We start from the raw sequence: 11,338 nt of genomic DNA, 5'->3' as shown, positions 1-11,338 counted from the left end.
GTAGTAGAGGAAGCTGGCGGTGGTCACGGCAAGGGCGATGCACAGGGTCAGCAACGAACTCTGGTGGCGACGCAGGACGTCGCGCAGGACATAGCCGAACATGAAGTGGGCGCTGCTGATCAGGGTGATGTCCAGGCTGAACGGCAGGCCCGGCAGCAGGTACTGTTCGCCGCCGAACTCCACCGGGATCTGCCAGAACGTCTTGAGGAACAGGATGCCCAGGCCCAGTTGCACGGCCAGCAGCACGCAACTGGCGGCGAGGGACAGGCCGAGACGCTGGATGACGCGCAGCATGAACCAGGCGAACAGGGTCGCTACCCAGAAGTGCGGCAGGTACCAGAGCGCCTGCCAGGGCAGGGTGTCGACCGAGGCGTACAGCACTCCGCCGATGTCCGGCAGCAGCGGCTGGCCGCGCAGCAGGTCGCGGAGGATGACGTAGCCGAGCATGGTCACGAAGAACGGCTTGAGCAGGGCGTCGGCCTTGCGCAGGGCCATCTCGCCGAAGGGTTGCTCGGTCCTGAAGAACACCCCGGAAATGAAGAAGAACAGTGGCAGGATGAACGGAGAGAGCAACGGATAGAGCACGGTCGGCGAACTGGCGACGAACCAGCTGTGCCCGAAGACGATGATCAGGATGCCCACGCCGCGGGTCACATCCATCTGAATCCAGCGTTTTTTCACTTTGCAACTCCCGCTTGACGCGCTAACTCACAGTGGTTGTTCGAAGGCCCCCAGGGCCAGGCTCCCTACCCGGAGCCATGGGTCAATCGGTGCGCCAGGGCCGCAGCCAGAGCGCCATGCCGAGCAGCGCCAGGCAGCCGGCGACGGTGCCCAGGCCCAGTTGCAGCCAGATACCGTCGATGCGGAACAGCAGGCCGGCGGCGAGCGCCATGGCCAGGGCGCTCAGTAGCCACAGCCGGGCCCAGGGCAGGGCGCCGAGCAGGGCCTGGCGACGCATCAGCAGCAGCGCGGTGCAGAGCACCCCGCCAAGGGCCGCGAGGGGAATCCCCGGCAGTCCGAAAATCAACGGCAGGACCGCCAGCAGCGCGGCGTTCAGCGCGCTGCCGAGCAGCTCGCAGCGCAGTGGCAGGCGAGTATCGCCGGCGGCGTAGGCGTAACGCGCCAGCAAGGCGTTCCAGGCGCCGAACACCAGTGGCACGGCGAACCAGGCCAGCAGCGCCGGCAACGGCGAGCCGGCGGTCTGCTGCGGCAGCAACAGGGCCACCAGGCCGGGTGCGGCAGCGACCAGCCCGACCCCGGCCGGCAGGGTCAGCAGGCTGGCGGTCTCCAGGCCGCGGCGAAGCAGGGCCAGGCGCTCGCCACCCTGGCGTCGGCTCATCATGCCGAGCAACACCTGGTTGAGGCTCATCAGGGCGATCAGCGGCAGGTTCATCAGCTTGCGCGCCAGGTTGACCCAGGTCACCGCGCCTTCGCCGAGCAGCGACGCCACCAGCCGCTCGACCAGCGCCAGGCCCTGGCTGGCGGCGTTGCTCAGCAACAGCGGAGCGATGCGCCCGCCAAGCTCGCCCAGTTCGACGCCGGACAGGCGCCAGTGCCAGGGCCGCCAGCCCTCGATCCATAGCGAAGGCAGCAGCACCAGCGGCATCAGCAGGCTGCCGAGCAGGCAGGCCAGGGCCAGTTGTTCGGGCTGGCTGGCCTGGCCGTGCAAGGCCAGGTAGAGCACCGGCGGCAGGTTGAACAGCAGCGAGCCGAGCCCAGCCAGGACGAAACGCTCGGCGGCCTGCAGGGGGATGCTGAACAGCGCATGGAGCATCAGCCCCGGCACGCACCAGGCGAGGATCCGCAAGTTGGCCGCGGCCTGGGCGCTGGCCGTCTCGGCCAGGCCCGGGCCGAGCAAGCGCACCAGCCAGGGCGCCGCCGCCAGCAGCAGGAGGCTGAGCGCCACGGCGATACCGAGCAGCGCCGGGAGGATCGCCGCCAGCCAGTCGAGGCGACGTTCGCCCTGGCGTTCGAGGAACAGTGGCAGGGCCGCCGCGCTGAGCACGCCGCCGGCCAGCGACATGCGCAGGGCCTCGGGCAGGAACAGGGCGATGAGGAAGGCGTCGCTGCGCTCGCCGGCGCCCCAGGAGGCCACCAGCAGCCATTCGCGGGCGAAGCCCAGGCACAGGCCGAGCAGGGTAGCCAGGGTCAGCCAGAAGGCGGAGCCGAGCATCTCAGGCCTCGGCCCCGCGCTCGAGCTGTCGCTTGAGCTTGCGATAACCCACCGCCCGCGGTTGCGGCTGGCGTTCCGGGAACAGCCGGCGGGCTTCCAGCAGGTTGATCCCGACCAGCAGCCAGAACAGGCCGATCATCACCACGGCGAAGCTGAAGTAGTGGTCGAACAGGCCGCTGACCAGCGCCGCCAGGATGCCGCCTGTGCTGCCCAGCCAGATCGCGTTGTCGCGGGTCAGGCGGATCGGGCCTTTCTCCGGACGGGCTTCGCGCCACCAGCGCCAGGTCACCGCGATGAACAGCAGCATGCCGCCGAGGCCGACCTTGTACATGAAGTTCAGCCACAGGTTGGAGATGCCCAGGAGGTCGGTGCCCGGCACCGGCGGATCGACCTTGAAGCCGATTCCCAGCGGATAGCGGGCGACGGCCTTGGGGAACATCCGGTATTCGTCGAAGCGCACCTCGGTACTGGCGTTCTGCGGCGAGAAGATGGTCGCCAGGCGTTCCTGCAACGGCGGGTAGCTGAGCACCAGGACCACCACCAGGCCGACCCCGAGCAACAGCAGGCGGCCGGTGTAGGGCACCTTGCGCAGGGACATCCAGAACAGCACCACCGCCAGGCTGAGCATCGCCCCGCGGGAACTGGCGAGGAGGATCGCGGCGGCGCCGAGGACCGCCACGGCGAGGCCCAGGCCGCGCCGCCAGCCCTGGTTGGCGACCCCGTAGCAGAACGCCAGGGGCAGCAGCAGGGCCATGATCCCGCCGGTGGCGTTGGGGTGCATCCATGGCGAGCCCATTCGCGAGGAAAGCGCCTCCAGGCCGAACTTGAGGGTGTCCAGGTTGGCGTAGTTGAACATCGCCAGGATCGGCGCCATCCCCGACGCCGAGCGGTAGCGGATGAACACCGCGATGGACATCAGCAGCATCGCCAGGGTGCCCAGCAGCAGGGCGATGACCAGTGTCTCGCGGTTCTTGCGCTCCACCAGCAGGCGTCCGGCGAGGAACACGATGGACAGGTTGAGCAGCCAGCGCAGCCAGTTCGACAGGCCGCTGGCCTCTGCCTTGATGCTGACCTGGCCGACCACGAACGGCAGCACGGTGAACAGCATCAGCCACAGCAGCATGCGCTCGGTGGAGCGGTAGCGCAGCGTCGGCGCCGGCGGCAGGCGCGAGAGGAAGATGTGCCAGAGCACCGCGCCCCAGGTCAGGGCGAGGATCGCTTCGCTGACCGTCGAACGGATCCCCACGTTGACCGTGGAGTAGGGCATGAAGGTCGCCACCAGGGCGAACAGCAGCAGTCCCCAGAATGGAAAGCGCAGGATGGTGACCGCGGCCGCCAGGCCGACCATGGCGGCGCCGGCCTTGGCCGGGCTGAGCATCAGCAGCGCTCCGCCGAAGGCCAGGCCGAAGACGACAGCGACGAGGTTTCCCAACGACATTCTCAACTCAGTTCCTCGATCAGTGCGGCCAGCCGTTGCCGGTAGGCTTCGCGGTTGAAGCGCGCGGCCCAGGCGATGAGTTCTTCCGCCGAGGCTTCGCGCGGCGCATCGGCCAGGCGCAGCATCAGGCGTTCCAGGGCGGCGCCGTCGCTGGGCGAGAAGCGCGGCGCCGACGGCGGGGTGACTTCGTCCAGCGAGGTGCCGCTGGCCACCGCCACCGGCGTGCCGACGCTCAGCGCCTCGACCACCGGCAGGCCGAAGCCTTCCGCGTAGGACGGTTGCCAGAGCCGCTCGGCCTGGCGGTACAGCGCGTGCAGTTCGGCGTCGTCGAGCCCGCCGAGCGCGTGCAGGCCGGGCAAGCCGCGTTGTTCCTCGGGCAGGTGGTCGAGGCTGCCGACCAGCACCAGCGGCGGCACGCCGGGCGCCTGGGCGCGCGCCCGGGCCCAGGCGCTGACGAACCAGGGCACGTTCTTGCGCAGTTCGCGGGTACCCACCAGCAGCCAGTAGCGTGGCGGCAGGCCGCGTGCCGAGAGGTCGGCGGGTTCGCCGGCGAAGCCGTCGACCTGGTTGGGCAGCACCCGGACTTTCCCGGCGACCCCGGGAAACAGCCGCACAGCCTCGTCGGCGCTGTACTGCGAAGGGGTCCAGACACGGTCGGCGACACGCAGCGCATAGGCGATCGACAGGTAGTCGCTGACCCGATAGACCAGTGCCTTGAGGCGGTTGGCGTGGTAGTTCTTCAGGGTGATCTGGAACAGGTCGTGGATCAGCAGCGCATAGCGCACGCCCGGCGGACGCGGCGGTAGCGGCAGGCCCATGTTGAAGGTGCTGATGTACAGGTCGATGTCCTGCTCGCGCAAGGCGCGTGGGAGGAACCCGGCTTCGAAGCGCAGGCGCTGGTGCGGCTGGTGCATCGCGGTGCGCGGGCAGCCCCACGGCGGGCAGACCGCCCGCTGGCGCAGCGGGTCGTCGAGAGGGGCCACGGTGAAGCGGGTCACCTGCGTGCCGGGCAGGCTTTCCAGGGCCTGCTCCATGGCATAGACCTGGCGGCTGATGCCCGAGTGCGGCGAGCTGCCGACGGTGCGGTAGTCGAGTCCTATGCGCATGCCGGCGCTCCTTCGGCGAGGCCGGCGTAGACCTGTTCCAGTTGGCTGGCGGCGACGCTCCAGTCGTGCGCGCGACGTACGTAGGCGCGGCCGTTCTCGCCCAGCGCGCGGGCCTGCGCGGGGTCCTGCAACAGGCGCACCACGGCGTTGGCGAGCTGCTCGGCGGTTTCGCCGCCCAGGTAGTCCTCGCCGTCCCGCAGTTCCAGGCCGGAAACGCCCTGCGCGGTACTCGCCAGCGGCAGTCCGGCGGCCAGGGCCTCGAGCACCTTCAGCTTCGAACCGCCGCCATGGCGCAGCGCGGCGAGGAACACCGAACTGCTCGATTGCAGTTGCAGCAGGTCGGGAACGAAGCCTTGCCATTCGATGCGCGGATCGCTCCAGCGTTGCGCCCAGTCCGCCGGCAGCGCATAGCCGCAGACGCTCATGCGCGCCTCGGGGCAGTGTGCCCAGACCCGCGGCAGGATCTCGTCGAGCATCCATTCCACGGCATCGACGTTCGGTGCGTATTCGTAGTTGCCGAGGAACAGCACGCGCTGCGCTTCGGGCGTCGGCCGGGCGGCGGCGAAGTGCTCGCAGTCGACCCCGTTGACCACCACTGGCACCGGGCGCCCGAGCATCGCGCCGAGCTGCCGCGCATCTTTCTCGGTCACGGCGACGACCGCCGCCGCCTGGCTCATCACCCGGCGTTCCCAGCGGCGGTAACGCCACTGGTCGTAGCGCACGAAGGGCAGCGCCCAGCCCGGCAGGCGGTCGTAGGTGGCGGCACCGAGGGACGACTCGACGTTGTGCTCGGTGAGCACGAACGGCTGGCCGGCGTCGCGCAGCGGTCGCTCGTAGGGCTGGAAGCTATAGCTGTGCTCGACCTGGACCACGTCCCAGGGCTCGCGCAGCAACTCCGTGGCGGTGCGTTGCAGCTCCGCCGACAGGCCGTTGACGCTGGCCAGCAGCGGGTAGGGCGCGAACAGCGCGGCGAGCAGCGTGGAGAGGCTGCGCAGCGGTCGGCGCGGCAGCACGACCAGGCGTTCGAGGAAGGGCTCCAGGGCCTGGCGGTCCTCGGCGCTCACCGGCTGCTTGCTGTGCAGCAGCACGGTGATCCGGTGGCCGCGTGCCGCGAGGCTGCGCAGCAGGTGGTACTGGCGGGTCTTGCCGCCGCTGGTGGTGGGCCAGGGCGAGTAGGGCAGGATCCAGAGAATACGCATGGGTGGCTTCACTCCCAGACCAGCATCTGCAGGCTGGACTTCACCGGGACTTCCAGGCCGTCGCTGCCGCTCAAGGGCGTGACCTTGCCGCTGAGCGGATCGTGCAGGGTGGCCTCCTTGAGCTTCGGCAGGCGCACGTTGCCGCCGCGGGCCGACCAGAACAGCCAGACGTTGCGACCGTCCTCGCGGGTCCAGCCGATGCTGAAGGAACCGTCGGGCAGGTCCTCGGTGACCGGCGGGTCGGCCGGGCGCAGCTTCGGCCCGGTGACCTTGAGGAAGCGTTGCAGGGCCAGGTAGACCGGCTTGGGGTTGGCGTCCAGGTCGAGCAGGCCGTAGTCGCGGTCGCGCACGCTGGCGCGCTGGTCGAGATCGCTGAGGGTGAAGAGGAAGATCCGGTCGTAGTCCAGCGCACTCATCAGCGCCAGGCGACGCAGCACGTAGTCGGCCTGGCCTTCGACGCCAATGATGTCCTGCAACTCCTTCGGCCCCTTGTAGGCCGACCAGCCCCACTCGGTGCTCCAGATCGCCGGCACGCCGGCGTTGCGCAGGGCGCGGTTGATCTGGTTGGCGTGGGAGACGAAGTCCAGGTTCCACGGGTAGTTGCCTTCCGGCAACTGGGTATAGGGATGGTAGGTGGCGATGGTGCCGAGGCTCTCCACGCCCAGGTGGCCGAGGGCATCGAACATGGTGCGGCCGTCGGGCATCTCGCTGAAGAAGGCCATGCCGGCGGAAACCACCGGCTTCTCCGGGTCGACCATGCGCAGGGCGATGGTGCTGGCCTGGAGCAGCTTAGCGTAGCCTTCCGGGTCGGCCTTGGGCCGCCAGAAGCCGATCAGGTTGGGCTCGTTCCATACCTGCCAGGCGGCCACGCTCGGGTAGCGCTGCGAGAGCATCGCCATGCGCCGGGCGAAGACTTCCGGGTCGCGCGGCGGATACTGGTCCTGGAAGGGCGAATAGAACGGCGCGGTGGTGATGAAGCGGGCCGATCCGACCAGGTAGAACACCGACTTCAGCTGGCGCGCCTCGAGATCCTTGACCAACTGGTCGAGGGAGGCCAGCTGGTACTGGTCTTCGGCGGTTTCCAGGCGGTCCCAGTGCAGGTCCAGGCGCACCCACTCCAGCCCCAGGTCCTGCAGGCGGTCGATCTGCTTGTTGTAGCGCTCCGGGCTGAACCAGAGGAACTGCGCGTTGACCCCGAGGAAGTCTTTCCAGACCACCGCGCGAGGCGCCTTCAGTACCTGGATCTCGGCGTCCGCGGGACGCCCCCAGAACACCAGCAGCAGTACCACGGCGAGCAGCAGCGCGCTGCCGCCCAGATAGAGTCCCTTACGTGCCATGAACGGTTCCCACCATGTCGTTGAACAGTGCCTGGAAGCGCAGCGCGGTGCGCGGCCAGGTCCGCGCATGGCCGATCGCTCCGGCGCGCTCGGCCCAGGCCTGTGCCAGGCGGGGTTCGCGAGCGAGGTTCAACAACTGTTCGGAGAGGGCTGCCACGTCTCCCTGAGGGTAGATGGCGCCGTTGCCGCTGGCGACTTCCTCGGCGAAGGCGCGAGCGTCCGAGGTGATCGCGCCGCGCCCGCAGGCTGCCGCCCAGGACAGGGCGCCGCTGGTGCCGCGCTGCTGGCCGAGCAGACCGAGTTTCTTCGACTCGCGGTACGGCAGGACCATCACGTGGTGGGCCTGGATGGTACGCGGGATGTCCGCGGCGGCCAGGTTCAGGTTCCAGTCGATGGCGTCGGCCAGGCCAAGCTCGGCGATCTGTGCCTTCAACTGGTCGAGGTAGTTGCCGCCGGCGCCGAAGGCCATTTCCGCGGCGGTGCCGCCGGCCAGGGTCAGGCGCACGCGCTGGCGCATCTCCGGCGCGCTGGCGAACAGGTCGGCGAGGGCCTCGAGCAGGTCCTCGATGCCTTTGCCGCGATAGATGAATCCGAAGTACAGCAGGCGCAGGGTATCCAGCGACGGCAGCGGCACCGTGGCGATCTCCAGATTGCCGTGGTTGATCACCTCGACCCGCCCGGGCGGCAGGCACATCCGCCGGGCCAGGCACTCGCCGCCCAGGCCGGTGAGGGTCACCAGGCGCGTCAGGCCCTGGGCCACGGCACGCTCTTCGCGCAGGGTCAGCGGGTCGGCGAGCACCACGGCGGCCTGGGGCAGGGGAGAGGGCAGGCGTTCCAGCAGGTTCAGCGGCCAGGGCAGGCGCTCGCGGCGCCAGACCATGCGCTCCGGATCGTGCACCGTGGCGCTCAGCGGCAGGCGCGGGAAGCGCTTGCGCAGCTCGCGCAGGGCGATGAACTCACCCAGGCGGCCGCCGCCGAGTTCGGCATGGACCAGGTCGAAGCCGTTCCAGTCGACGCTGTCCAGCCGGCTGGCGATATTCGCGCTGTCGGCCGCCACGCCGGCGAGCGGCGTGGCTACTTCGATGCCGAGACCCTGCAGGGCGTTGCGGAAATGACTGGCGTAGTCGGCGATGCCATTCTTTTCCGGCGGCAGGGGCGCGAGGAGGGCGATCCGCATCAGAACGCGCTCCGGTAGCGGGCGATGGTCTGCAGGACCTTGCTCGGCACCTCGAAGCGGCGCCGGTTGATGATGATCCCGTCGACCTTGCCGAACGCCGTGGTGAGGATGGTCAGCGCATGCTCGACCACCGGCACGGTGCTCTTCTGCGCCTCTACCACCAGGGCGATCAGGTCGGCGCGGCGCAGGGCGATGAAGGCCTCGCGGCTGTCCAGCAGGGCCGGCGCGTCGAGCAATACCACTTCGCCCGGCTGGGCCGGTTCGCCGCCGATCCGCACGCGCACGCCGTTTTCCTCCAGCAGGCGGCGCAGTTGCTCGATGATGAAGGTCACGCCTTCACCGTGGCGCGCCGAGGTCAGGCCCAGGGTCAGGCCCTTTTCCTCGATGCGCGCGTAGGGCAGCAGCCCGTACAGCCGGTAGATGCTGGCGGTGAAGGCGTTGCTGCTCTCCGCAGTGCTGTTGCTCAGCTCCGGCAGGGTGGTCCACAGCGGCAGGCCGAATTTCTCCTCGACCAGGCCGCCGTCGTGGATGCGCTGGTCGAGCAGGTAGCAGAGATAGACCACCAGCAGGCCGACGGCGAGGCCGAAGGGCACGGCGAGGAACAGCATCAGCAGGGTTTTCGGGAAGATCCGCCCGGGGTTGTAGGTGGCTTCCTCGATCACCGAGATGTTGCTGATCTGGCTCTTGTCCAGTTCACGGTCGATCCGCGATTTCTCCAGGCTGTCGACGTACAGCGCGTAGTTGCGCTCGGTGGCGTTCAGCTCGCGCTGCAGGCGCGCCAGGGTCGGCTCGATGTCCAGCGCTTCGCGCCGTTGCGCCTCGAGTTCGGCGAGCTGCTTTTCCTGCTCCGCGAGCTGGGTGCGCAGGGCCGCGTTGTTGCTGGTCTCGTCCAGCAGGACCCGTTCCAGGTGAGTGGTCAGGGTGTTCGGCGCGCGGTCCTCGGAACTCTGCACGGTGGCGCCTTCGTCCTGGACTTCCTTCTCCAGGGCACGGATCGAGGCGTCCAGGGCCTTCACCGGCGGCGCGTCGTCGGTGTAGGTGCGCATCATGTCGGCGCGTTCCAGGCGCTTCTGGTTGAGCAGCCGGCGCAGGTCCTGCTGCGCCGGGTTCAGCGCGATCTGCCGCACCGTGACGATCTCCCTGGGCAGCCCCTTGAGTTGCTGGCGGGTGGATTCCAGGGCGCTGTCGGAGGAGGCGATCAGGCGGATCGAGTTGAAACGCTCGCCGCGCAGCACGTTGATCCGCTCGGACAGGTCCTGCAGGCGGTCCTCGATGCTGGATGCGCCGATCTCGTTGAGGTGCTTGAGGATCTGCGCCTTGTAGCTCTTGATCTGCGCCGCGCTGTCGGCAGTCTGCGCCTCGTAGAAGGCGTACAGGCTCTTGCGGCCGAGCGCCTGGGTGCGCTCTTCCATGTAGATCTCGATCCAGGCCTTGACCACTTCCTGGGCGACTTCCGGCTCGCTCCAGGTGAAGCTGATCTCCATCACCGTCGAGCCGGCCGCATGGGTGACCTCGAATTTCTTCTCCAGGTCCTTGGCCAGGCGCTCGACCGCGGTGGTTTCCTCGATCACGCCGAAGGTTTCCAGGGTCACGCGAATCCCGTCGAACACCGCGCCGATGGCCTTCTTCACATAGAACTTGGTGCGCTTCCACAGGCCCTCCGGCGGCGGCCGGTTGGCCAGCACCTCGAGGTAGCGCTCGGCCACCTGACGGACGATCGGCCGGCCGGTGAGCAGGCGTTCTTCGTCGACGATAGGGTCGCGCTGGGTGCTCGGCATCACCAGTGCCTGGCGGTTGCTGATCTCGATCGGCAGGGTCGAGTCACGACCCGGCTTGACCAGCAGGCGTGCGTTGGACTCGTACTTGGCCGGCAGCAGGAAGGCGCCGAGGACGATGATCACCACCGCGCTGAGGGCCGCCAGCTTGAACTCGCGCTGGTAGATGAACAGCAGGCGCAAGAGATCACGCAAGGAACGAATTTCTATCATGGCGATGTCGCTCCTCAGCGATCGTTGTTGACGGTGTAGCTGACGCCGACGCCGATGGACTTGGCGAAGGGCAGCAACTGGTTCAGGTAGACGTCGACGCCCTCGATACGGTCGCCGACCATCGACTTGGGCACGAAGACGATGTCGCCACGTTGCATGGCCAGGGGCTTGCGGCCTTCCGGCCCGATCTTCATCAACTGGCTGAAGTCGAGGAAGTAGGCGTGGTAGCGGCCTTCCGAGTCCTCGCGCATGAGCGCCACGCGGCGGGCGTCGCCCACCGGCAGGATGCCGCCGGCGCCAAGGATCGCCTGCTCCATGTTGTTGGCGGCGGGGATCGGCACGGCCGACGGGTTGCGCACCGCGCCGCCGACGAACACCGTGTTGCCCGGCGCCTGGTTGATGTTCACCGTGACCCGTGGCTCGCGGTAGATCGGCGCGAGCTTGGTGGTCAGCTCGTTGGCGATTTCCTGCGGCGTGCGGTGCGCGGCCTGGATGCGACCGATGAACGGATAGTAGATGCTGCCGTCGTTGAGCACGGTGTACAGCGTCAGTTCGTAAATGGTGGCGACGTTGAACGCCGAGAGGGTCGGCATCTCACCGGCATCGCGGACGATCCGCAGGGTGTCCCCGACGCGCACCCGCTCCATCGCCGGCGGTAGCCTGGCGAGTTCTTCCAGGGCACGCTTGCCGCTGTCCACGGTGTCGCTGTCCGGTGCGGGAATCCGTGCGGGGGTGTTGCATGCGGCCAGGGCGAGCATGGCGAGCATGAGGAGGGTGCGTTTCATGAGGGAGCACTTCCTGTAGGTCATGATGTTCACTTCCAGTAGCCTGGAAACATGCTGATGCGGCGCTTGAGGGCGACCGGCAGGTGGCGTTCCAACTGGCCAAGGCGGTAGCCGAGCAGCTTGAACGCGCTACGC

General features: G+C 68.5%; 9 protein-coding genes and 1 pseudogene. All 10 read right to left on the bottom strand.

What is annotated here, in order from left to right:
• Window positions 1-681, bottom strand: a 681-nt coding sequence (locus FFS27_RS19955) for an acyltransferase family protein (RefSeq protein WP_137952167.1), incomplete at its 3' end; no start/stop codon positions are given.
• A gap of 82 nt (window positions 682-763) precedes the next feature.
• On the bottom strand, window positions 764-2,173 hold the full coding sequence (locus FFS27_RS19950; protein WP_023091805.1) for a lipid II flippase MurJ: 1,410 nt from the start codon (window positions 2,171-2,173) through the stop codon (window positions 764-766).
• Between the two features lies 1 nt (window position 2,174).
• The gene (locus tag FFS27_RS19945; RefSeq protein ID WP_003111164.1) at window positions 2,175-3,611 is read right to left on the bottom strand and encodes a biofilm formation protein PslJ; all 1,437 of its coding nucleotides are present in this window, start codon (window positions 3,609-3,611) and stop codon (window positions 2,175-2,177) included.
• A gap of 2 nt (window positions 3,612-3,613) precedes the next feature.
• Window positions 3,614-4,717 (bottom strand): glycosyltransferase family 4 protein, encoded by a 1,104-nt coding sequence (locus FFS27_RS19940; RefSeq protein WP_003089232.1) that lies wholly within the window; start codon window positions 4,715-4,717, stop codon window positions 3,614-3,616.
• On the bottom strand, window positions 4,708-5,916 hold the full coding sequence (locus tag FFS27_RS19935) for a glycosyltransferase family 4 protein (RefSeq protein ID WP_023101270.1): 1,209 nt from the start codon (window positions 5,914-5,916) through the stop codon (window positions 4,708-4,710). The genes FFS27_RS19940 and FFS27_RS19935 overlap by 10 nt, the downstream gene beginning before the upstream one ends.
• Window positions 5,917-5,924: 8 nt before the next feature.
• Window positions 5,925-7,253: a cellulase family glycosylhydrolase gene (locus FFS27_RS19930; protein ID WP_003089230.1), complete on the bottom strand. Its 1,329-nt coding sequence runs from the start codon at window positions 7,251-7,253 to the stop codon at window positions 5,925-5,927.
• Window positions 7,243-8,430 carry a glycosyltransferase family 4 protein gene (locus tag FFS27_RS19925; protein WP_034013983.1) on the bottom strand — a complete coding sequence of 396 codons (1,188 nt, stop codon included), beginning with the start codon at window positions 8,428-8,430 and terminating at the stop codon, window positions 7,243-7,245. Before FFS27_RS19925 ends, FFS27_RS19930 begins: the two co-directional genes overlap by 11 nt.
• Window positions 8,430-10,418, bottom strand: a complete 1,989-nt coding sequence (locus FFS27_RS19920; RefSeq protein WP_003113719.1) for a GumC family protein — start codon at window positions 10,416-10,418, stop codon at window positions 8,430-8,432. The genes FFS27_RS19925 and FFS27_RS19920 overlap by 1 nt, the downstream gene beginning before the upstream one ends.
• Before the next feature lie 14 nt (window positions 10,419-10,432).
• Window positions 10,433-11,203: a polysaccharide biosynthesis/export family protein gene (locus FFS27_RS19915; protein ID WP_003089227.1), complete on the bottom strand. Its 771-nt coding sequence runs from the start codon at window positions 11,201-11,203 to the stop codon at window positions 10,433-10,435.
• A 29-nt stretch (window positions 11,204-11,232) separates the two neighbouring features.
• Window positions 11,233-11,338, bottom strand: a pseudogene (locus FFS27_RS19910) (glycosyltransferase family 2 protein); the annotation flags it as partial.

This window comes from Pseudomonas sp. 2VD, assembly GCF_005503585.1.
Classification (GTDB): domain Bacteria; phylum Pseudomonadota; class Gammaproteobacteria; order Pseudomonadales; family Pseudomonadaceae; genus Pseudomonas; species Pseudomonas aeruginosa.
The sequence above is the reverse complement of the archived record's forward strand: the minus strand, read 5'-3'. Positions and strand labels throughout refer to the sequence as shown.

Coding starts and splice junctions, on each gene's coding strand:
- FFS27_RS19950 (WP_023091805.1), bottom strand. CDS start 2,173: ATGCTCGGCTCCGCCTTCTGGCTGACCCTGGCTACCCTGCTCGGCCTG.
- FFS27_RS19945 (WP_003111164.1), bottom strand. CDS start 3,611: ATGTCGTTGGGAAACCTCGTCGCTGTCGTCTTCGGCCTGGCCTTCGGC.
- FFS27_RS19940 (WP_003089232.1), bottom strand. CDS start 4,717: ATGCGCATAGGACTCGACTACCGCACCGTCGGCAGCTCGCCGCACTCG.
- FFS27_RS19935 (WP_023101270.1), bottom strand. CDS start 5,916: ATGCGTATTCTCTGGATCCTGCCCTACTCGCCCTGGCCCACCACCAGC.
- FFS27_RS19930 (WP_003089230.1), bottom strand. CDS start 7,253: ATGGCACGTAAGGGACTCTATCTGGGCGGCAGCGCGCTGCTGCTCGCC.
- FFS27_RS19925 (WP_034013983.1), bottom strand. CDS start 8,430: ATGCGGATCGCCCTCCTCGCGCCCCTGCCGCCGGAAAAGAATGGCATC.
- FFS27_RS19920 (WP_003113719.1), bottom strand. CDS start 10,418: ATGATAGAAATTCGTTCCTTGCGTGATCTCTTGCGCCTGCTGTTCATC.
- FFS27_RS19915 (WP_003089227.1), bottom strand. CDS start 11,203: ATGAAACGCACCCTCCTCATGCTCGCCATGCTCGCCCTGGCCGCATGC.